Consider the following 19,403-nt stretch of genomic DNA (forward strand, 5'->3'; position numbering starts at 1 on the left):
AACCCAACAAGACGGAGCGTCAGGCTGGTCTCCATGTTGGGCTTCGTTCTTCAGCACCTACTGTTTCAGCACACCTTGGCGATGGCTGCCGCCAGGTCGTCGATGCGGCTGAAGTCCAGCCCTGCCACGTTCGCCCGGCCGGTGCTCACCATGTACACGCTGAACTCCGCGCGCAGCCGTGCCACCTGCTCCGGCGACAGGCCGGTGTAGGAGAACATGCCGCGCTGTTCGCCGATATGCGCGAAGCGCTCCGCCAGGCCGTACGGCTGCAGGGCTTCCACCAGGCCGGCACGCAGACCGGCGACCCGTTGGCGCATGGCGTCCAGTTCCTCGATCCACTGTGCCTTGAGGGCGGCATCACCGAGGATGGTGGCGACCACCGCCGCGCCGTGGGCCGGCGGGGTGGACCAGAGGTTGCGGGCGAGGAAGGCCAGTTGGCTGCGCACGTCGGTGAGTTTTTCGGCATCGGCGGCGCAGACTATCAGCGCGCCGGTGCGCTCACGGTAGAGGCCGAAGTTCTTCGAGCAGGAGCTGGTCACCAGCAGTTCCGGCAGCGCCTCGGCGAACAGGCGCACGGCCCAGGCGTCCTGCTCCAGTCCGTCGCCGAAGCCCTGGTAGGCGAAGTCGATCAGCGGCAGCAGTTCGCGGGCCTTGACCACCTCCAGCACGCGGCGCCAGTCGTCCTGGCCCAGATCGAAACCGGTGGGGTTGTGGCAGCAGGCGTGGAGCAGCACCACGTCGCCGGCCGGAACCTGCTCCAGGGCCGCGAGCATGGCGTCCACATCGAGGCGGTTGGACGTGTCCACATAGGGGTAGTGGCTGACGTTGAGGCCGACGCCGGCGAAGAGGGTTTCGTGAATCGGCCAGGTCGGGTCGCTCAGCCAGATGCCACGGCCGGGCAAGTTGCGGGCGATGAACTCCGCCGCCAGGCGCAGGGCGCCGGTACCGCCCGGGGTCTGGGTGGCGCCGGCGCGGCCGGCGGCTTCCAGCGCGTTGCCGGTGCCCAGGACCAGGTCCAGCAGGAGGCGGCCAAAGGCGGCGTCACCGTGGCCGCCGACATAGGTCTTGGTGGTTTCGATGTCCACCAGGCGTTGCTCGGCCCGCTTCACCGCATGGGGGATCGGGGTCAGGCCCTGGGCGTCCTTGTAGACGCCCACGCCGAGGTCGAGCTTGGCCGGGTTGGGATCCAGGCGGTAGGCGTCCATCAGGCCGAGGATGGGGTCGCCGGGCACCCGGCCAATCGACGCGAAATGGCTCATTTACGCCCCTCGGCGGTTTCCGCCACCTGGTCGGTGCGGGCGGCCATGATGAAGTCGTTGCGGTGCAGGCCTTTGGCTTCGTGGCTCCACCAGGTCACGGTGACCTTGCCCCACTCGGTGAGCAGGCCCGGGTGGTGGCCTTCTGCTTCGGCAATGGCGCCGACGGCATTGGTGAAGGCCAGGGCGTGGCGGAAGTTCTTGAAGCGGAACTCTTTCTCCAGCTGCATGATTCCGTCGCGGACTTCGATGTTCCAGTCGGGGATCTGCTTGATCAGCACGGCCAGTTCTTCGTCGGACACCAGCGGGGCATCGGCGCGGCAGGCTTCGCAATGGGCTTGGGACAGGGCGGTCATGTTCGTTCTCCAGTATTGGGAAGTAGGTTGGTGTAGAGCGAAGCGAAACCCAACATCACGGACTTTCCAGCCTCGATCGTTGGGCTTCGCAGGCTCAGCGCCAACCTACGAAAAGGGTCAGGCCGCCTTCGGCGGGAACTTCGGCGCGTGCAAGCCCAGGCTCATGGCCTTGTGCACCAGCGCCATGATGTCTTCATGGGCCAGGTCGAACAGGCGCTTGAGGTCCGGCAGCACGAAGTACAGCGGTTGCAGGATGTCGATGCGGTACGGCGTGCGCATGCATTCCAGCGGGTCGAAGGCCTGGTGCTCGGGCTCGCCGGAGAGAGCGTAGACGGTCTCCTTGGGCGAGGAGAGGATGCCGCCGCCGTAGATGCGCCGGCCCTGCGGGGTGTCCATCAGGCCGAACTCGATGGTCATCCAGTACAGGCGGGCGAGGTAGACGCGCTCTTCCTTGCTGGCCTTGAGGCCGAGCTTGCCATAGGTGTGGGTGAACTCGGCGAACCAGGGATTGGTCAGCAGCGGACAGTGGCCGAAGATCTCGTGGAAAATGTCGGGTTCCTGCAGGTAGTCCAGCTCTTCCGGGGTGCGGATGAAGGTGGCCACCGGGAATTGCTGGCTGGCCAGCAGTTCGAAGAAGGTCTGGAAGGGGATCAGCGCCGGGACGCGGGCGACGCGCCAACCGGTGGTGGCCTCGAGCACCTTGTTGATCTCGCCCAACTGCGGAATGCGGTCATGGGGCATGCCGAGCTTTTCGATGCCGTCCAGGTACTCCTGGCATGCACGGCCTTCGATCACTTTCAGCTGGCGGGTGATCAGGGTGTTCCACACCTGATGCTCGGTTTCCGGGTAGTGGATGAAACCGTTGGCATCGGGTTCGCGGGCCACGTACTTCGTCGCTTTCATTCGGCCTCCCTGGGATGGGGCTTCGTTGTTGTGTTGCCTTTATCGATAGCGCAGGCCGGGCCGCGACGCAGCAGGGGCGCGGTCGGGCACGCCGCGCACTGGTGCGGGAAATCGTAAGGAAAACTTTACGGTAGCCGTGGGGTGGCCAGGTGTCGCCTTGTCGGCGCGCGGAAATGTCACATATTCTTGACGGAAAAAGTGGGTCGAGAACGGATTCTTTCTTCGACTACCCAAGGAAAAACCCGACCCAGGGGTGCCTGATGCGTATCAAAGTCCATTGCCAGAACCGCGTGGGAATCCTGCGCGACATCCTCAACCTGCTCGTCGACTACGGTATCAACGTCAACCGTGGCGAAGTGGGCGGGGACCAGGGCAACGCCATCTACCTGCTCTGCCCGAACCTGATCAACCTGCAGTTCCAGGCCCTGCGGCCGAAGCTGGAGACCATTCCCGGGGTGTTCGGCGTCAAGCGCGTCGGCCTGATGCCCAGCGAGCGCCGCCACCTGGAGCTGAACGCGCTGCTCGGCGCGCTGGATTTCCCCGTGCTGTCCATCGACATGGGCGGCTCCATCGTCGCTGCCAACCGCGCCGCCGCGCAGTTGCTGGGGGTGCGCGTGGACGAGGTGCCGGGCATTCCGCTGGCGCGCTATGTCGAGGACTTCGACCTGCCGGAACTGGTGCGCGCCAACAAGGCGCGGATCAACGGCCTGCGCATCAAGGTCAAGGGCGACACCTTCCTCGCCGACATCGCGCCGCTGCAATCCGAACACGACGAGAGCGAGGCCCTGGCGGGCGCCGTGCTCACCCTGCACCGCGCGGACCGCGTGGGCGAGCGCATCTACAACGTGCGCAAGCACGAGCTGCGCGGCTTCGACAGCATCTTCCAGAGCTCCAGGGTGATGGCCGCCGTGGTGCGCGAGGCACGGCGCATGGCGCCGCTGGACGCACCGCTGCTGATCGAAGGCGAGACCGGCACCGGCAAGGAGCTGCTGGCCCGCGCCTGCCACCTGGCCAGCCCGCGCGGACAGTCGCCGTTCATGGCGCTGAATTGCGCCGGCCTGCCGGAATCCATGGCCGAGACCGAGTTGTTCGGCTACGGCCCCGGCGCTTTCGAGGGCGCGCGCCCGGAGGGCAAGTTGGGCCTGCTGGAACTCACCGCCGGCGGCACCCTGTTCCTCGATGGCGTCGGCGAGATGAGCCCGCGCCTGCAGGCCAAGCTGTTGCGCTTCCTGCAGGACGGTTGTTTCCGCCGGGTGGGCAGTGACGAAGAGGTGTACCTCGATGTGCGGGTAATCTGCGCCACCCAGGTGGACCTCTCCGAACTCTGCGCCCGGGGTGAATTCCGCCAGGACCTCTACCACCGCCTCAACGTGTTGTCGCTGCACATCCCGCCGCTGCGCGAATGCCTGGATGGCCTGCCGCCGCTGGTGGAGCACTTCCTCGATTCGGCCAGCCGGCAGATCGGCTGCGGCTTGCCGAAATTGGCGCCACAGGTGCTGGACAAGCTGGGCCACTACCACTGGCCGGGCAATGTGCGGCAACTGGAGAACGTGCTGTACCAAGCGGTGTCCCTGTGCGACGGCGGCACCGTTCGTCCGGAACACATCCGCCTGCCCGACTATGGCGCGCCCCAGCCGCTGGGCGACTTCTCGCTGGAAGGCGGGCTGGATGCCATCGTCGGGCGTTTCGAGAAAGCGGTGCTGGAGCGGCTTTACGCCGAGCATCCCAGCAGCCGCCTGCTGGGCAAGCGGCTCGGGGTTTCCCATACCACCATCGCCAACAAGCTGAAGCTGCACGGGTTGGGGAAGGAGGACAGTTAGACCATGGTTCAATGGTCCGGGCGGAGGTGGGCGCGTAAAAAGGGCCCTGTCTGAATCTTGCGTGATGCGGACACAAGCGTTTCTGACATTCCTCTCCCGGAATGATTGGGCGGGCGACCAGATGGTCGCCCCTTTTTTTGCCTGCGATTTTCAATGGGTAGATCGATGGGTTTCGCTGCGCTCTACCCATCCTACGGGGCGGCGGTTGATCGGTGACGTAGGTTGGGTAGAGGAACGAAACCCAACGAGCGGGGCTGCGCGCTCACGCCAGCTTCAAAAGGCCCATCCCCACCAGCAGCAACCCCAGCCCCAGCCAGCCGCGGCCGGCCAGGCGCTGGCCGAACAGCACCGAACCCAGGGCCACGGTGGCGAGGATGCCGAAGCCGCCCCAGATGGCATAGGCCAGCGACAGGTCGATGCCGCGCACCGCCTGCGCCAGGGCGGTGAAGGCCGCCAGGATGCAGAGCAGCGAAGCGGCGCCCAGCAGGCGTCGGCGGAAGCCGTCGGAGTACTTCAGCAGGACGTTGGCCAGCACCTCCAGGGCGATGGCCGCACCCAGCCAGGCGAAATGAATCCAGGTCACGCCGTTCATGCCAGCACCTCCTGGGGGCGCGACTCGGGCGCGGCGCGGGTGCCGGACTTGATCAGCAGGATGCCGGCGATCATCACGGCCAGGCCCAGGGCCTTGTAGAGGCCGATGCTCTCGCCCAGCCAGGTGACGCTGACGGCCGTGATCAGCACGATGCCGATGCCCTCCCAGAGGGCGTAGGCCACGCCGACCGGCACGCGCTTGACCGCCAGGGCGAGGAAGAAATAGGACAGGCCGATCAGCCCGTACATCAGCAGCAGGCCGAGCACGGGGGCGTGTTCGGCGGCGAATTTCATCGAAGTGGTGCCGACGACCTCGAACAGGATCGCGGCCAGCAGATAGATCCAGGAACGCATGGTGTGCCCTCCCTTGGGCAATGCAGGGCCCTTCGCCGGTGGGCGAATGGCGTATGTGCAGGAAGTCCTGGCCGTGGCGAATCGATATCCCACGGCAACACGGAGGAGGGAGGGGCTACAGGTCGCCGGTCCAGTGGCGCTCGCGGGAGGCGAGGCGGGCGAAGTGGAAAGGGTGAATCGTTGTGTTCAACATAATGAACGGAATGTTAGCCGTTATGCCATGGTGAAGGCAAATTTGCCGGTGTGGCGGCTTGTCGCGCTGTTCTTGTGTTCGTTATTTTGTTCGGTGCTTGATGTAATCCTGTGGGAGCGAATTCATTCGCGATTGCAGGACGCAGTCCTGCCCTTGAAACACGGGACCGCTTCGCGCTCCTTTCGTGAATGAATTCGCTCCTACAAAAGTCTGCGACGCGTCCGATCCCGCTACCCCACCTCCCGGCTCAACCAGTCGAAGAATGCCTTCACCGGTGGGTGCCGCTCCCGCCCCGGCACGCAGAGGGTGGAATAGCCCGCGCCGGCCACGCTGACGTCGGGCCGGTAAGGCACCAGCAGGCCGCTGGCGAGGCTCTCCGAGACCAGGATGGAGCTGGCCAGCACCAGGCCCTGGCCGGCGATGGCGGCTTGCAGGGCGTAGTGTTCTTCGTCGTATTCCCGCTGCGGCGCGATGTCCAGCAGGCGTTCCTCTCCCGCCGCCTGGCACCAGGCCTTCCAGCCCAGCTCAAAGAGCAGGGCGTTGTGCCAACGGAGGGTGATCAGGGTCGGCACGCGGTCGCCCAGGCCCTCGACCAGGGCCGGTGCGCCGTAGACGCCGAAGCACTCATCCAGCAGGCACTGGCTGTGCAGGCTGGGGTAGTCCCCCGTGCCATAGCGGATGACCAGGTCGACGCTGGCGTCCTGGTGCAGGTCGATCAGCGCGTTGCGGGTGTCCAGGCGCAGGTTGATCTCCGGGTGCTCGGCGTAGAAACGGCCAAGGCGCGGGATCAGCCAGAGCGCGGCGAAGGCCGGGGTGGTGGACAGCGTCAGGTTGCCGCTGCTGCGTTGCGGACGCAGTTGGTCGAGGGTCTGGGTGACGTCCAGCAGGGCGCCGTGGAGGCTGCCGAACAGGCGCTGGCCGCAGGTGGTCAGGCGCACGCTGCGGGGCAGGCGATCGAACAGCGGCACGCCCAGCCAGCTTTCCAGGCCGCGAATCTGGTGGGACACGGCGGTCGGCGTCACCGCCAGTTCCTCGGCGGCGGCCTTGAAGCTGGACAGGCGCGCGGCGGATTCGAAGGCGCGCAGCGCGGTGAGGGGCAGGCTGGCAAACATGGAAGGCTCCATGGGTGAATTGAATTCAGTCGGATGAACTAATGCTCATTTGTCCGGTGACGGGCGCGTGAATAGCTTGGTGCCTGAGTTTCCACCCATTCAAGTGCTTCTGGAAGCACGGTCGCCAAGGAGTTTGAGATGAGCACGATTCTTTCCGTTCAAGGTAGCCCCCGTGGTGAGCGTTCCCATTCCCGCCGTTTGCAGGAGGCCTTCCTCAAGGCCTGGCAGGCGCGGGGAGAGGGCCGCCAGGTGCTGCGCCGCGAAGTGGGGCGGGTGGCCATCGCCCCCGTGACCGAAGGCTGGATCGCCGCCGCCTTCCACCCCGAAAACGAGGAACGCAGCGAGGTGATGAAGGCCGACCTGGCGCTCAGCGACCGGCTGGTGGATGAGCTGCTGGCGTCCGACCGGCTGGTGATCTCCGCGCCCATGTACAACTTCGGCGTGCCCAGCGGGGTGAAGGCCTGGGTCGATCAGGTCATGCGCGTTCGCCGCACCTTCGGCATGGACCTGAGCAATCCGGCCAATCCGTACACCCCGCTGGTGCTCGGTCGCAAGGCACTGATCATCACCACCCGTGGCGACCACGGCTACGGCCCCGGCGGCGCCAACGCCCATATGAACCACGCCGATCCCTACCTGCGCCTGGTGCTGGGCCATATGGGCATCACCGACGTGACCGTGGTGGCGGTGGAAGACGATGAGTTCGGCGGCGAAGGCTTCCAGCAGTCCTACCAGCGTGCCGAACGCGCCCTGGCGGACCTGGCCGAAACCTTCTGAGGCGCGCGGCCATGGCCTGGATATTCCTGCTGGTGGCGGCCGTCTTCGAGGTGCTGTTCGCCATGGGCATGAAGTACGCCGACGGCTTCACCCGGCCCTGGCCCAGCCTGCTGGTCGTCGTGGCCGCGGTGGCCGGGATCGGGTTCCTGACCCTGTCCATGCGCGTGCTGCCGGTGAGCATCGCCTACCCCATCTGGACCGCCATCGGCACCCTGGGCACGGTGCTGCTGGGGTACCTCCTGCTGGGCGAGGCGCTGACGCCGGCCAAGCTGGTGTCGGTGGTGTTGATCATCATCGGGGTGGCGGGGCTGAGGTAGGGCTTTCTTGCAGGGGCGAATTCATTCGCCAAGGACAGCGCGGCTGTCCCGTAGGGTGGATGGCGCTCTTTTCATCCACCATCGGCGTCCAGTCGAGCCCCTTATGGTGGACCGATGAAGCGTGGTCCACCCTACGAAAGGCCGTCGGCGTGTTTACCTCCGGCTCACCTGCACCGCCGGGGCCGGGTCCTGGCACTGGGTGCTGAGGCCCGGGACGAGGTAGGGCTGGAGGATCGGCGCCATGCCCTTGAGCACCTGCACCGGCAGGGCCGAGGTGAAGCTGAACTTGTCCGACTGGCTGCCTTCGACGAAGGCAGTGAGGGTGCCGAAATGGCGCGGGCCCAGGTAGAAGACAAAGGTGGCGGTGCGGTTCAGCGCCTTGGAGCTCTTCACTGTGCCCCAGCGGGTCACGGTCTGGATGCGGTTGTCGCCGGTGCCGGTCTTGCCGCCCAGCACCAGCGGCTGGCCGTTGGGCAGGGTGAAGCTGCCCTGCAGGCGTCTTGCCGTGCCGCCTTCCACCACCTGGGAGAGGGCGTCGCGCAGGGCGGCGGCGACTTCCGAGGTCATCACCCGCTTGCCTTCGCCAGTCTGGTGGCCCACCAGGGTTTCGTAGGGCGTGTCGGCGGCGAAGTGCAGCTGGTCGATGCGCAGGGTGGACTGGCGCACGCCGTCGTTGAGGATGATGCCCATGAGTTCGGCCAGCGCCGCCGGGCGGTCGCCGGAACTGCCGAGGGCGGTGGCCAGGGACGGCACCAGGTGGTCGAAGGGGTAGCCCAGGCGCTTCCAGTGCTCGTGGATATCGAGGAAGGCTTCCACCTCCATCATGATGCGGATGCGCTTGTCGCGGGCGTACTTGCGCTTGGATTTGAACAGCCAGCCGTAGACTTCGCGGCGCTCGTCGCCACTGGCTTCCACGGCGTCGCGGAAGCTGGCGTCGGGGTTCTGCTGCAGGTAGCCGAGCAGCCAGAGTTCCAGCGGGTGCACGCGGGCGATGTAGCCCTGGTCGTTGAGGTTGAAGGCACCCGGTCCGTAACGCCTGTAGAGGTCCTCGATGCGTTTGTCGGTCAGCGGCGGATTGGCCTTGGGCACCCGCTCGCGCATGAAGGCGGCGAAGGTGGCGATGTCGGCCTGGGGCTGCAGGTAGCGGTGAATGGCGGCCATGCGCGCGCCCCAGGGGTTGAGGCCGTCGAGGAAGGTCGACATGCGCTGCTCGGCGTCCTTGCCCTGGTACTTCTTCCAGAAACGGCGCAGGTAGGTCTGGCTCTCGCGGGACACGAACAGGTCCAGATAACCCTGGCGGCGCGGGTCCTTGTCGTCGGACAGCAACTGCATCTTGCCGCCGTCGGGGCGGTACATGTCGTGCCGCACCACGTCGCGCAGCAGGCGCACGAAAGGCAGGTTGATGGACTCGCGCAGGGCATCGCGCAGGGTCGGCCGGCGACCGTTGTCCTCCTTGCGGAAGTTGTTGAAGGTGTGCAGCCCGCCGCCGGTGAAGAAGCTTTCGTAGGGGCTGGCGGAGTAGGTGCGGTCCAGGGCGGCCTGGAGCATGGCGTCGAGGTTGCGGTCCCTGGTCTGGATCAGGTAGTCGATGGCCCAGCGGCTGATGAAGTCCAGCGGGTCCACCGGCACCTTCTTCAATTCCGCCGCGCTCATGCCGGCATAACGCTTGTGCAGGGTGGCGACGTCTTCCAGGTAGGTGGCCAGTACGCGCAGCTTGGCGGTGGAGCCCAGTTCCAGCTTGCTGCCTTCGTTGATGTCGAAGGGCTGGTCGGTGTTGTCGGTCTGTACTCGCACGCGATTGCCGGACGGCGTGCGTTCGAAGAGGGTGAAGCTGTAGCGTACCTCGCGGGTCTTTTCCGGCGACAGCAGGCGTTCGCCGTAGAGCCCCACCTGTTCGGCGACGGCCGGGTCGGCCAGTTCCCGCAGGTAATCGGTGACGGCGTTTTGCAGTTCGCTGTGCAGGGTGCTGCTGGCGGTCAGGTCGAGGCGGTCGAGGTCATAGAACGGCATCTTCAGCAGGCCGGAGAGGCGGCTGCGGGCGACGCTGATGCCCTTGTTGGCTTCCACCGCCTGGATCGCCGGTTCTTCCACCCAGTCGCGGAAGCGCAGCCGCGCGCCGAGGGCCGCGTCGCGCAGCGGCGTATCGATCATGCCGGCGTTGGCCAGAACGCGGATATGGCTGTCGGTGAGGGTGTTCAGCTCTTCATGGGCGTTGGTCAGGTAATAGGAAGGACGCCGCTGGGCGATGAACAGCGAGAGCACCTGGCGCATGGCCAGGCCGCGCTCGGCCAGGTCGCCATCCTGGCTCGCCAGGGCCTGGTTGACCCGGTTGAAGTCGGCGCCGTACCAGACCCGCAGGCCGTCGGCGATACCGTGCACCTCGCCATGCCCCGGCGCTGCCGAGAGCGGCACGCTGTTCAGGTAGTCCGTGACGATGCGTTCGCGGGCGGGCAGGGTTTCCGGTCCGTTCTGATAGGCGCGGATGCTGGCGGAGACCATCTGGCGGATTTTCTCGCCGGCCGAGGCGGTTCGGCCGAAGGGCGAGTGACGGTACTTTTCCAGCTGGGTGGCCAGGGTGCTGCCGCCAGCCGACTGGCCGTCCAGGTCGATGGCCTTGCCGACCTGGGTCAGCGCCGCCTTGGAGAAGCGCGGCCAGTCCACCGCCGGGTTGGCCAGGGGTTCGTTGTGGTCCAGCAGCTTGCGGTTCTCGATGAACAACAGGCTGTTGACCAGCAGCGGCGGGATGCTGGCGAAATCCGCGTAGCGCTGCTGCGGATAGCTGAACTCGTAGAAGGGCTGGCCGCGGCAGTCGCAGATGCTGATGCCGGCCTGGATCTTCTCCCGGTAGGGCGGAAACAGGCCGTGCTCGGTGTAGTTGATCAATGCCGGGGAAAAGCGCGCCTGCCGCTGGATCTCGTAGCCACGCTTTTCCAGGCGGTCGAGCATCTGCGGTAGGTAGACGTAACCCAGGCGGCGGTCGAACGGGCCGTCGCCGGGATAGCGGATGGCTTTGCTCGGGCCTTCCCCCAGGCGGTAGCTGAGGGTGGCCGCATAGCGGCTCAGTTCCCGCGCCTGGAAGCGCGAAGTCTGCATTTCATGGGTGATGGCGGCGGCGACGATGCCGCCGGTCACCAGGAACACGCTCCAGAACAGGAGACGGTGTCTGCGGCGGGGACTTTTCGGCGGAACAGCGGGGCCATTGAGATGACCTTGGGGTACCTCGTTCCTGGCTTCGTCGGATTGCCATATTGCGCCCATAGTCCACCGGCCTGGCCTGTCACCGCTCTTGCTTGCAATCTTAGTAGGTCGCTAGCGGGCTGCATGGCGAAGTGGCGGCAAAACAGGCGCCAATCAATGGCAGGCGACAATCGGAAGCAACTGCGCCACAACCGGCGCGCCAGACGCTCTGGCCTGCACCCGCGCGGTGCGCGAACGTCGCCGCGAAAGCCGCCGCCTGGCCACTGATCGGGTCATCCGGCGAGCGGTCCTGGAGGCAAGGGAGCCGCCGCCCGTGGGACGTTGACAGCGTGCCGGGCAATGGCCGGTGGCTGGTCCGAGGCGATTGTCCGGTCGGGAATGTCCCGCAAGCGACTAGGCTGAAACCATCCGCCTTTTACGCCGTGGAGGTTATCGTCATGGCCGGTTCCACCGTAATTGCCTGCCTGCGCTACCGCGATGCGCCCGCCGCCATTACCTGGTTGTGCACCAGTTTCGGCTTTGTCGAGCGCCTGGTGGTGGCGGAAAAGGACGGCGGCATCGCCCATGCCCAGCTCAGCCTGGGCACCGGCATGGTCATGCTCGGCTCGGTGCGGGACAACGACTACGGCCGGTTGCTGCGCCAGCCCGACGAAACCGGTGGGCTCGGCACCCAGGGCCTCTATCTGGTGGTGGAAGACGTCGATGCCGTGTATGCCCGCGCCGTCGCCGCGGGCGCTGTCATCGTGCTGCCATTGAAGGACGAGGACTACGGTGGCCGTGGCTTCACCTGCCGCGACCCCGAAGGCCACCTGTGGAGCATCGGCTCCTACGATCCCTGGACGTGAGCCGCCCCGGGCATTGCCCGAATATTCCACTCCAACTGCCGGCATCCCGACTGAACGGACTTTCCGAGGACTACGCCATGCCATACATCACCTTCCCCGACGGCACCCGGGTGCCCGCCATCGGCCAGGGCACCTGGCACATGGGTGAGCAGCCGGGGCAGCGCAGGCGCGAAGTCGCCGCGCTGCGCCAGGGGCTGGAACTGGGGCTGAAACTCATCGATACCGCCGAGATGTACGCCGAAGGCGGCGCCGAGGCGGTGGTGGGTGAGGCCATCGCAGGCCTGCGCGAGCAGGTCTTCCTGGTCAGCAAGGTCTACCCCTGGAACGCCAGCCGCCAGGGCACCGCCCAGGCTTGCGAGCGCAGCCTCAAGCGCCTGGGCACCGACCATCTCGACCTCTACCTGCTGCACTGGCGTGGAGAGTATCCGCTGGCGGAGACGGTGGAAGCCTTCGAGCGCCTGCGCGAACAGGGCAAGATCGCCCGCTGGGGCGTGTCCAACCTGGACCTCGACGACCTCCACGAACTGCCTGCCGGTTGCGCCGCCAACCAGGTGCTCTACAACCCCGAGGCGCGGGGCATCGAGTTCGATCTGCTGCCCTTCCAGCAACGGCAGGGCATGCCACTCATGGCCTATTGCCCGGTGGGGCAGGGCGGCAAGCTGCTGCGCAACGCGGCGATAGCCGAGGTCGCCCGCCGCCACGATGCCAGCCCCGCTCAGGTGGCCCTGGCCTGGGCGTTGCGCCAGGAGGGGGTGATGGTCATTCCCAAGGCGGTCGACCCGCTGCACCTGACGCAGAACGCCGACGCTCATCGCTTGCGACTCGGCGCCGATGACCTCGCGCTGATCGACCACAGCTTCCCGCCGCCCCGGCGCAAGCGGCCGTTGCAGATGGTGTGAGGTGCGGGGTGGGCAATGCGTCACCTGTCCCCCCCGGCGATGTGCTTGGCTCCGCTTCACCTATTCTGCGTACTGCCTGATGGCAGGATAAACCCTCGGGTAAGTTTCCTATTGTCCGACAGCTCTCATAGACTCTTGCCCACGTCTTTCCAGGGAATGGCTTTGATGAAACCTACGTTGTATGCGGTTTTGGGGGTGTTGGGACTGTGTTCGATCGCCCGCGCGGAAGCGCCGCTTGACCAGGAGCCACTGCTGGCTGTCACCGCCGCGACGGCTGCCAGCGCCGGCAGTGAGGCCCGTGGCGTGCTGCGGGCCCGCAACCAGGCGGTGCTGGCCAGCGAACTGGCCGGGCGCATCGTTGAAATGCCCTATGCCGAGGGCCAGGCCTTCAAAAAGGGCGAGGTGCTGGTGCGCTTCGACTGCAGCGCCTACCAGGCCCAGTTGAACGCCGCCAATGCCGCCGTGCGCGCCGCCCGCGAGGAACTGAAGAACAAGCAGCAACTGGCCGCCCTCAACTCGGTGGGCCGCTTCGAGGTGGCCCTGGCCGAGGCGCGCCAGGCGCAGTCCCAGGCCGAGGCGCAGGTCTATCAGGTGCAGGTGCAGCGCTGCCAGGTGAAGGCGCCTTTCGACGGCCAGGTGGTGGCGCGCAAGGTGCAGCCCCATGAAAGTGTCGCCAGCGGCGCGCCGCTGCTGGACGTGGTGGACAACCGCACCCTGGAGATCCATCTGCTGGTGCCGTCGCGCTGGCTGAGCCGGATCAAACCTGACCAGGCCTTCGAGTTCATCCCCGATGAAACCGGCGAACCGCTGCGCGCCGTGGTCAAGCGCCTGGGGGCGCGGATCGACGAAGGCAGCCAGACCCTCCTGCTGATCGGCGGATTGCCGGCCGAAGCCACTGGCTTGCTGGCCGGCATGAGTGGCACCGCGCACTTCCCGGAGACGCCATGAACGCGGCCACACCCGGCGCGGCCGAGCATGTTTTCGCGCGTTTCCTCGGGCTGGAGAAACAGGCGCGCCAGGCCGCCACCACCGAGCAGCTGGCCTACACCATGGTCAACGATGGCCAGGTGCTGTTCGGCTTTCGCCACGCCGCGCTGCTGGTCGCCGGCAAGGTGCAGGCGCTGACCGGCATCAGCGTCGTCGAGCCCAACGCGCCCTTTGTCGCCTTTGTCGAGCGCGCCGCCGGAACGCTCGCGGACCTTGGCCTGCTGGGCGAGACCCGCGTGGTGGAGGCTAGCCTGCTGGACGAGCCGATCCGCGCCGACTGGCAGGCACTGTCCGCTGCCCAGGCCTGCTGGGTGCCCCTGAAGGATCGCCACGGCGAGCCGTTCGGCGGGCTCTGGCTGGCCCGCGACCAGGCCTTCAACGAAGCCGAACTGGCCCTGCTGGCGCAGCTCGGCGACACCTATTCCCACGCCTGGCTGGCCTTGCAGCCACGCAAGCCCTGGCGGCTGCGCTGGCCGAAGAAAAAGCTCCTGGCCATCGCCAGCGCGCTCTGCCTGCTGCTGTTGATGCCGGTGCGCCAGTCGGTGCTGGCACCCGCCGAAGTCGTGCCCCAGGGCGGTCGCGTGGTGGCGGCGCCGCTGGATGGCGTGATCGCCGAGTTCCTGGTCAGGCCCAACCAGAGCGTGGCCACCGGCGACCTGCTGGTGCGCTTCGATGCCACCAGTCTCAAGGCCCAGGCGGATGTCGCCGAACGCGCCCTGGGCGTGGCCGAGGCCGAACTCAAGGCCAACGCCCAGCGTGCCTTTGTCGATGCCGAATCCAGTGCCCGCATCGACCTGCTCGCGGCACGGGTGGAACAGAAGCGCGCCGAGCGCGATTACGCCCGTGAACTCTTGGCCCGCAGCGAAGTACGCGCCGAGCGGGCCGGCATCGCGGTGTTCGCCGACGCTGAGCGCTGGACCGGCAAGCCGGTGCAGACCGGCGAGCGGCTGATGCAGATCGCCGACCCGGCGCAGGCCGAGCTGCGCATCGAGCTGCCGGTGGGCGATGCCATCGCCCTGGAACCCGGCGCCGAGGTGGCGCTGTTCCTCGACAGCGATCCGCTCAACCGCCACAGCGCGCGCCTGGAGCGCGCCGCCTACGAGGCGCAGGCCACTGCCGCCGGACAACTGGCCTACCGCCTCGATGCGGCCTTCGATGAGGCGCCGCCGCGCATTGGTCTGCGCGGCACCGCCAAGCTGTTCGGCGGCCGCGCACCGCTGGCCTACTACCTGCTGCGCCGGCCGCTGGCGGCGGCGCGCCAGAGCCTGGGGTTCTGATGCTGCCCGCGCTGCGCCCCGACCTGCAGCTGTCCCCGGCCGCGCCCGGGCTGGACGGCGCGCCCCAGTGGACCCTGGCCGACCCCCTGCGCGGACGCTACTTCAAGCTGGGCGCGGTGGCCGTGCGCCTGCTGCGTCACTGGACCCTGGGCGAACCGCAGCGGGTGCTGGATGCGGCCAATGCCGAGCCCGGCATGCCGCTGGGCGCCGCCGAGCTCGAGGAAATGCTGCGCTTTCTGCGCGGGCACGACCTGATCGCCGCCGCGGATGAGGAGCAACGCGCCAGCTACGGGCTGAAGGCCGGTGCCTCGAAGCAAAGCCTGTGGAACCGCGTGCTGCACCAGTACCTGTTCTTCCGCGTTCCGCTGTGGCGCCCGGATGCCTTCCTCAATCGCGCCTGGCCGGTGCTGGAGCGCCACGGCCCCTGGCTGCTGCGTGGGGGCCTGCCGCTGCTGTTCGCCCTCGGCCTGTTCCTGGTGGCGCGGGACTGGCAGCGTTTCATCGCCACCTTCCCGCACCTGTTCAGCCTCGGCGGCGCGCTGGCTTTCGGCGTCGCCCTGACCTTCGCCAAGCTTTGCCACGAATTCGGCCATGCCTTCATGGCCAAGCGCGCCGGCTGCCGCGTGCAGAGTATGGGACTGGCTTTCATGGTGCTGCTGCCGATGTTCTACACCGACGTCAGCGATGCCTGGCGGGTGCGTGACCGCCGCTCGCGACTGCTGATCGGCGCTGGCGGCGTGCTCGCCGAATTGGTGCTGGCGGTGCTGGCCCTGCTGGCCTGGTCGCTGCTGCCGGATGGCCCGGCGCGCACCTCGGCCTTCATGCTCGCCAGCGCCACCTGGATCACCACGGTGATCATCAACCTCAACCCGTTCATGCGCTTCGACGGCTACTTCCTGCTCAGCGACCTCTGGGCCGTGGACAACCTGCAGCAGCGTGCTTTCGCCCTGTGCCGCTGGCGCTTGCGCGAAACCCTGTTCGGTTATGGCGAGCCGGCCCCCGAGCCCTGGTCGCCCGCAATGAAACGGCGCTTGCTGGTCTGGGGCTACGGCTCTTGGCTGTGGCGGGCCGTGCTGTTCTTCGGCATCGCCCTGGCGGTCTACCACCTGTTCTTCAAGGTGCTGGGCATCTTCCTGATGCTGGTGGAGTTGGCCTGGTTCATCGGCCTGCCGATCTGGAAGGAGTTGCTCGAATGGTGGCAGCGGCGCGACCAGGCCGAACCGCGCAAGGTGCTGTTCACCGGCAGCGCGCTGTTGCTGGTGCTCGCAGTGCTGGTGCTGCCCTGGCGCGATGCGGTGGAAGTGCCGGCGCTGCTCGAGGCTTCCCGCACCACCGCCCTGCATGCGCCCGTGGCGGCGCGTCTGAAGGCGCTGCATGTGAAGGACGGTCAGGCGGTGGAGCCGGGCGCCTTGCTCATCGAACTGGAGTCGCCGGACCTGGATTCGCGGCAGTCCATCGTTCGCCGCGAGATCGAGATTCTCCAGTTGCAACTGCGCCGCCAGGCCGGTCGCAGCGAGACGGCCGCCGACGCCGGCATTCTCGAACAGCGCCTCGCCGAGGCCGTGGCCGAATACCGTGGCCTTGCCGCCCAGCGTGAACGCCTGCAGTTGCGCGCGCCGCAGGCCGGCGTGGTGCGCGACCTGTTGCCGGACCTGACGGTCGGGCGCTGGCTGAACCCCGTCGATGCCCTGGCGCGGGTGGTGGAGCCGGGCCTGCGCCTGCGTGGCTATCTGGCCGAAGAGTCTCTCTGGCGGGTGAAACCCGGCGCCGAAGGCCGTTTCATCGCCGATGACCCGGCGCGTCGGGCACTGCCGGTGCGCCTGGACGAAGTGGATGCCACCGGCGTCGCCTACCTGGCGCTGGAAGCCCTCGCCTCCGACCACCACGGCCCCATCGCCGTGCGCCGCGATGCCCAGCGCCGCGCCGAGCCGGTGCAGGCCCAGTACGGTGTGCGCCTGAGCCTGCTGGACGACGCCATCCACCCGGCCCAGCCCCTGCGCGGCGTGGCGGTGCTGGACGGCGAGGGGCAGTCACTGCTGGGCGCCGCCTGGCGGCGGCTGGCGGCGCTGGGGGTGAGGGAAAGTGGGTTCTGATCGGTGCGGCGCACGGGGCGTTGCATGCCAACGCCATGACCGCCGACCGTTCGCGCGTGCTCCCGCAATCGTCTTGGAATGCTTGGCGCCGGGCGGGGGAATCAGACGCGGTGACCGGGCGCGCGGCGCATCTGCACCTGCACCTCGTCGCCACCGTCGGGCAGGGGACGGAAGCCCAGCCGCCGGTAGAGGCGCAGGGCGGGGTTGTGGCGCATCACCGCCAGCTCCAGCGCCTTGCCTCGCGCGTCCGCGTCCCGGACGATGCTGCTCAGCAGATCGTCCCCCAACCCCTGGCCGCGGTACCGGGAGTCGAGCCCGAGTTCGAGGATTCGCATGGACGAGTCGCTTTCATGGAGGGTGACCAGCCCCACGGGGCGGTCCTCCAGCAGGAGCACTTCGGTCCGCGCTCCCGGATATCGGCTGGCGAAGACACGTTGCTGGAGTTGCCACTGCTGCTCCAGCACGGCAGGGCAAGCGGCGAGCAGCGCCGGGTCCAGCCCGCGCAACTGGGCGAAGAGCTGGCGCAGCCAGGATTCATCCGCCGGAGTGGCGGGGCGTCGCCGGAGGCTGGCGGATCGGCTGGCCGTCTTTATCTCGCTCATGCGCTGCTGTAATTTCCTCTACCGCTCAGGCCGGTGCCTGAATTCATAACGATCAGGGAGTGACCAGATGTTCATCGAAACCCAGGGCCTCACCGCAAAGATGTTCGCCTCTGAGGTCGGCCAGGTCTTCACCGCCGAGACGGTGCCCGAGCCTGTGCAACTGACCTTGCTCCGAGTGGTGGAGGGCAACTCGCCCAACCCGGGGTTCCGCACGCCATTTTCACTGGTCTTCACGTCCCCGATGAGCGCGCTGCTGCTGGACGCGCAGTACCGCCTGAAAAGCTCCAGCGGTCGGGAATACCTGCTGCACCTGAGTCCGATCGTTTCTTCCCTCGACGGCCTGCGCCACTACCAGGCCCAGTTCAACTAGGCCTGGCAGCGGGCAGCCCGGCTCAGTCGCGACTCGGGTAAACACCCTGGGTGCAGATGCACGGGGTCAACGCCAGGAACGGCTGCACCACGCCGATGGGCAGGTTCTGGCCGCTGACGCCCAGCGTTGCCTCGAGGCCCGCCCGGGCCGGCAGTTCGACGCTTCCCGGCGCGGGTGCGTAAATCTGCACGGTCACGCTGGTGCGGCCTTCGTTCCCCTGGGCCAGGGCCAGCGTGGTGCCCGGATCCGGCTGGCTGGCTGTCGCCGCCGCACTGGAGGCCTGCATGACGACTGTCGCCTCCGCGGTCGCGGCATGGCCGTGCTGCGGCAGGTTGAGGCTGGTCAGGGTGGTGTATTCCGAGCCGGCCATCTGGCCAAGGGGATGCTGGCCGCCTTGCCCCACCGCCGTCCGCCCGCTCAGATTGGGCAGGCCGAATGTCTGGGTGCCGTTGCCGCCGTAGGTAACGCCAAGCAGCGAAAACAGCGCCGTGTTCTGCTGGACGGGCAGCAACTGGCCGCTGCAGGTCATCCAGTTCCGCGGGGCGAAATTGCCGGCGAAGGGGGCGATTGCGCCGAGGTAGCTTTCGATATCCATCCGTGCGTCCTCCGCCGTCAGTTGCGGGAGGGGAAGACCCCTTCCATGCAGATGATGTAGTTGATCACGGTGAACGGCTGGACGATGGAGAACGGCTGGCTGCCGCCGGCGGTCTCGACGCTGACGGTGGCGGCGCTGGTGAGCGGGACATTCACCGAACCGGGTGCCGGTGCGTAGATTTTCACATCGACGGGCGTGCGGCCTGAGGCGCCATTGGATGCGGCCAGCACGCTGTCCGCTGCCGGAGTCGCCGACGTTGCCGTCGCCGTGCTGGCGGGCAGGGACGCGGTGGCGGTGGCGATGGCGGTGTGGGTGTGGGCGGGCATCTGTGCGGTGGTCAGGGTGACCGATTCGGTACCGGCCATCTCGCCGAGGTTGTATTGGGAGGTGCCAGGGGACTGGCCTGCGCCCACAGGCACGCGGCCCTGCAGGTTCGGCAGGGCGAAAGTGGTCTGTCCGTTACCGCCGTAGACGGTGCCGAGCAGGGAAAACACCGCACTGTATTGGGCGATGGCGAGGGTCTGCCCCTGGCAGAACGCCCAGCCGCGAGGCGCGAAGTTGGGAGCCCAACCGCTGATGGAGCCGAGATAGGACTGGTCACTCATGAGATTGATTCCTTCCTTGCGTGTGTGAGGCCTTGTTGGAATAGGCAAGGAAGTACTGGCATTTGCATGGCACATCCTTGCGCGGGGTGAACGATAGACGAATATTCCTTTCGCCTCCTGTTCTTTAGCACAGCGAAGCGTCGACTCTGTGACTCAAACGAAGTAAGCGAGGGCTGTTTAAGACTTATTGGTCATTGCTGGCGGATTGATGGCTAAAATCCGTATGCAGCGTAGGAAAAAGCAAATAACATCG

At 67.1% G+C, this 19,403-nt stretch carries 19 protein-coding genes; 9 read left to right on the forward strand and 10 right to left on the reverse strand.

The annotated features are described in order from the left end of the window. Positions 1 to 65: 65 nt before the first annotated feature. From PJW05_RS09060 to phhA, 3 genes are all read right to left on the reverse strand, one after another. Positions 66 to 1,259: an amino acid aminotransferase gene (locus tag PJW05_RS09060; protein WP_271411379.1), complete on the reverse strand. Its 1,194-nt coding sequence runs from the start codon at positions 1,257 to 1,259 to the stop codon at positions 66 to 68. Next, a complete protein-coding gene (locus PJW05_RS09065; RefSeq protein ID WP_271411380.1) occupies positions 1,256 to 1,612 on the reverse strand; it encodes a 4a-hydroxytetrahydrobiopterin dehydratase in 357 nt (118 codons plus the stop codon). The genes PJW05_RS09060 and PJW05_RS09065 overlap by 4 nt, the downstream gene beginning before the upstream one ends. A 117-nt stretch (positions 1,613 to 1,729) precedes the next feature. Then, positions 1,730 to 2,515, reverse strand: coding sequence for a phenylalanine 4-monooxygenase (phhA, locus tag PJW05_RS09070; protein WP_271411381.1), 786 nt, complete (start codon positions 2,513 to 2,515; stop codon positions 1,730 to 1,732). Positions 2,516 to 2,775: 260 nt separating this feature from the next. On the opposite strand from phhA, the gene PJW05_RS09075 reads away from it, so the two are divergent. Beyond that, entirely contained in the window at positions 2,776 to 4,335 is a 1,560-nt protein-coding gene (locus tag PJW05_RS09075) for a sigma-54-dependent transcriptional regulator (protein WP_271411382.1), read from the forward strand. A 262-nt stretch (positions 4,336 to 4,597) separates the two neighbouring features. On the opposite strand, the gene mdtI is transcribed toward PJW05_RS09075, so the two are convergent. The 3 genes from mdtI to PJW05_RS09090 all read right to left on the reverse strand — a co-directional run bounded on the left by mdtI (position 4,598) and on the right by PJW05_RS09090 (position 6,585). Beyond that, complete coding sequence (gene mdtI, locus PJW05_RS09080) at positions 4,598 to 4,927, reverse strand: multidrug/spermidine efflux SMR transporter subunit MdtI (protein ID WP_271411383.1); 330 nt, start codon at positions 4,925 to 4,927, stop codon at positions 4,598 to 4,600. Next, entirely contained in the window at positions 4,924 to 5,280 is a 357-nt protein-coding gene (locus PJW05_RS09085) for an SMR family transporter (RefSeq protein ID WP_271411384.1), read from the reverse strand. Before PJW05_RS09085 ends, mdtI begins: the two co-directional genes overlap by 4 nt. A gap of 423 nt (positions 5,281 to 5,703) precedes the next feature. After that, positions 5,704 to 6,585: a LysR substrate-binding domain-containing protein gene (locus tag PJW05_RS09090; RefSeq protein ID WP_271411385.1), complete on the reverse strand. Its 882-nt coding sequence runs from the start codon at positions 6,583 to 6,585 to the stop codon at positions 5,704 to 5,706. Between the two features lie 138 nt (positions 6,586 to 6,723). Between PJW05_RS09090 and PJW05_RS09095 the strand changes: the two genes are divergently transcribed. Both PJW05_RS09095 and PJW05_RS09100 read left to right on the forward strand, forming a co-directional pair. After that, positions 6,724 to 7,362: an FMN-dependent NADH-azoreductase gene (locus tag PJW05_RS09095; protein ID WP_271411386.1), complete on the forward strand. Its 639-nt coding sequence runs from the start codon at positions 6,724 to 6,726 to the stop codon at positions 7,360 to 7,362. Positions 7,363 to 7,373: 11 nt separating this feature from the next. Beyond that, positions 7,374 to 7,679: a DMT family transporter gene (locus PJW05_RS09100; RefSeq protein WP_271411387.1), complete on the forward strand. Its 306-nt coding sequence runs from the start codon at positions 7,374 to 7,376 to the stop codon at positions 7,677 to 7,679. A gap of 153 nt (positions 7,680 to 7,832) precedes the next feature. On the opposite strand, the gene PJW05_RS09105 is transcribed toward PJW05_RS09100, so the two are convergent. After that, positions 7,833 to 10,937: a transglycosylase domain-containing protein gene (locus tag PJW05_RS09105; protein ID WP_271411388.1), complete on the reverse strand. Its 3,105-nt coding sequence runs from the start codon at positions 10,935 to 10,937 to the stop codon at positions 7,833 to 7,835. A gap of 377 nt (positions 10,938 to 11,314) precedes the next feature. Here PJW05_RS09105 and PJW05_RS09110 point away from each other — a divergent pair, with 377 nt between their 5' ends. The 5 genes from PJW05_RS09110 (at position 11,315) to PJW05_RS09130 (ending at position 16,978) form a co-directional block, all read left to right on the forward strand. Continuing rightward, complete coding sequence (locus tag PJW05_RS09110; protein ID WP_271411389.1) at positions 11,315 to 11,722, forward strand: VOC family protein; 408 nt, start codon at positions 11,315 to 11,317, stop codon at positions 11,720 to 11,722. Positions 11,723 to 11,799: 77 nt separating this feature from the next. Further along, positions 11,800 to 12,621, forward strand: coding sequence for an aldo/keto reductase (locus tag PJW05_RS09115; protein WP_271411390.1), 822 nt, complete (start codon positions 11,800 to 11,802; stop codon positions 12,619 to 12,621). Positions 12,622 to 12,786: 165 nt separating this feature from the next. Continuing rightward, entirely contained in the window at positions 12,787 to 13,569 is a 783-nt protein-coding gene (locus PJW05_RS09120; protein WP_271411391.1) for an efflux RND transporter periplasmic adaptor subunit, read from the forward strand. Continuing rightward, a complete protein-coding gene (locus PJW05_RS09125) occupies positions 13,566 to 14,885 on the forward strand; it encodes an efflux RND transporter periplasmic adaptor subunit (protein ID WP_271411392.1) in 1,320 nt (439 codons plus the stop codon). The genes PJW05_RS09120 and PJW05_RS09125 overlap by 4 nt, the downstream gene beginning before the upstream one ends. Next, on the forward strand, positions 14,882 to 16,978 hold the full coding sequence (locus PJW05_RS09130) for an HlyD family efflux transporter periplasmic adaptor subunit (protein WP_271412194.1): 2,097 nt from the start codon (positions 14,882 to 14,884) through the stop codon (positions 16,976 to 16,978). Before PJW05_RS09125 ends, PJW05_RS09130 begins: the two co-directional genes overlap by 4 nt. A gap of 101 nt (positions 16,979 to 17,079) precedes the next feature. On the opposite strand, the gene PJW05_RS09135 is transcribed toward PJW05_RS09130, so the two are convergent. After that, positions 17,080 to 17,580 (reverse strand): GNAT family N-acetyltransferase, encoded by a 501-nt coding sequence (locus tag PJW05_RS09135; RefSeq protein ID WP_271411393.1) that lies wholly within the window; start codon positions 17,578 to 17,580, stop codon positions 17,080 to 17,082. 67 nt (positions 17,581 to 17,647) lie between these two features. Between PJW05_RS09135 and PJW05_RS09140 the strand changes: the two genes are divergently transcribed. Next, positions 17,648 to 17,950, forward strand: coding sequence for a DUF6916 family protein (locus PJW05_RS09140; RefSeq protein WP_271411394.1), 303 nt, complete (start codon positions 17,648 to 17,650; stop codon positions 17,948 to 17,950). A 22-nt stretch (positions 17,951 to 17,972) separates the two neighbouring features. On the opposite strand, the gene PJW05_RS09145 is transcribed toward PJW05_RS09140, so the two are convergent. Together PJW05_RS09145 and PJW05_RS09150 are read right to left on the reverse strand one after the other, a co-directional pair. Beyond that, positions 17,973 to 18,545: a phage tail protein gene (locus PJW05_RS09145; protein ID WP_271411395.1), complete on the reverse strand. Its 573-nt coding sequence runs from the start codon at positions 18,543 to 18,545 to the stop codon at positions 17,973 to 17,975. Between the two features lie 17 nt (positions 18,546 to 18,562). Then, a complete protein-coding gene (locus PJW05_RS09150) occupies positions 18,563 to 19,150 on the reverse strand; it encodes a phage tail protein (RefSeq protein ID WP_271411396.1) in 588 nt (195 codons plus the stop codon). Positions 19,151 to 19,403: the final 253 nt, after the last annotated feature.

The organism is Pseudomonas sp. Q1-7 (assembly GCF_028010285.1).
Taxonomy (GTDB): Bacteria; Pseudomonadota; Gammaproteobacteria; order Pseudomonadales; family Pseudomonadaceae; genus Metapseudomonas.

Bases quoted from the DNA above. Each gene is read 5' to 3' on its own strand.
- PJW05_RS09125 (WP_271411392.1), top strand. From the start codon at position 13,566: ATGAACGCGGCCACACCCGGCGCGGCCGAGCATGTTTTCGCGCGTTTC.
- PJW05_RS09145 (WP_271411395.1), bottom strand. From the start codon at position 18,545: ATGGATATCGAAAGCTACCTCGGCGCAATCGCCCCCTTCGCCGGCAAT.
- PJW05_RS09140 (WP_271411394.1), top strand. From the start codon at position 17,648: ATGTTCATCGAAACCCAGGGCCTCACCGCAAAGATGTTCGCCTCTGAG.
- PJW05_RS09090 (WP_271411385.1), bottom strand. From the start codon at position 6,585: ATGTTTGCCAGCCTGCCCCTCACCGCGCTGCGCGCCTTCGAATCCGCC.
- PJW05_RS09135 (WP_271411393.1), bottom strand. From the start codon at position 17,580: ATGAGCGAGATAAAGACGGCCAGCCGATCCGCCAGCCTCCGGCGACGC.
- PJW05_RS09115 (WP_271411390.1), top strand. From the start codon at position 11,800: ATGCCATACATCACCTTCCCCGACGGCACCCGGGTGCCCGCCATCGGC.
- mdtI (WP_271411383.1), bottom strand. From the start codon at position 4,927: ATGAACGGCGTGACCTGGATTCATTTCGCCTGGCTGGGTGCGGCCATC.
- PJW05_RS09110 (WP_271411389.1), top strand. From the start codon at position 11,315: ATGGCCGGTTCCACCGTAATTGCCTGCCTGCGCTACCGCGATGCGCCC.
- phhA (WP_271411381.1), bottom strand. From the start codon at position 2,515: ATGAAAGCGACGAAGTACGTGGCCCGCGAACCCGATGCCAACGGTTTC.
- PJW05_RS09065 (WP_271411380.1), bottom strand. From the start codon at position 1,612: ATGACCGCCCTGTCCCAAGCCCATTGCGAAGCCTGCCGCGCCGATGCC.
- PJW05_RS09085 (WP_271411384.1), bottom strand. From the start codon at position 5,280: ATGCGTTCCTGGATCTATCTGCTGGCCGCGATCCTGTTCGAGGTCGTC.
- PJW05_RS09075 (WP_271411382.1), top strand. From the start codon at position 2,776: ATGCGTATCAAAGTCCATTGCCAGAACCGCGTGGGAATCCTGCGCGAC.
- PJW05_RS09095 (WP_271411386.1), top strand. From the start codon at position 6,724: ATGAGCACGATTCTTTCCGTTCAAGGTAGCCCCCGTGGTGAGCGTTCC.
- PJW05_RS09105 (WP_271411388.1), bottom strand. From the start codon at position 10,937: ATGGGCGCAATATGGCAATCCGACGAAGCCAGGAACGAGGTACCCCAA.
- PJW05_RS09100 (WP_271411387.1), top strand. From the start codon at position 7,374: ATGGCCTGGATATTCCTGCTGGTGGCGGCCGTCTTCGAGGTGCTGTTC.
- PJW05_RS09060 (WP_271411379.1), bottom strand. From the start codon at position 1,259: ATGAGCCATTTCGCGTCGATTGGCCGGGTGCCCGGCGACCCCATCCTC.
- PJW05_RS09120 (WP_271411391.1), top strand. From the start codon at position 12,787: ATGAAACCTACGTTGTATGCGGTTTTGGGGGTGTTGGGACTGTGTTCG.
- PJW05_RS09150 (WP_271411396.1), bottom strand. From the start codon at position 19,150: ATGAGTGACCAGTCCTATCTCGGCTCCATCAGCGGTTGGGCTCCCAAC.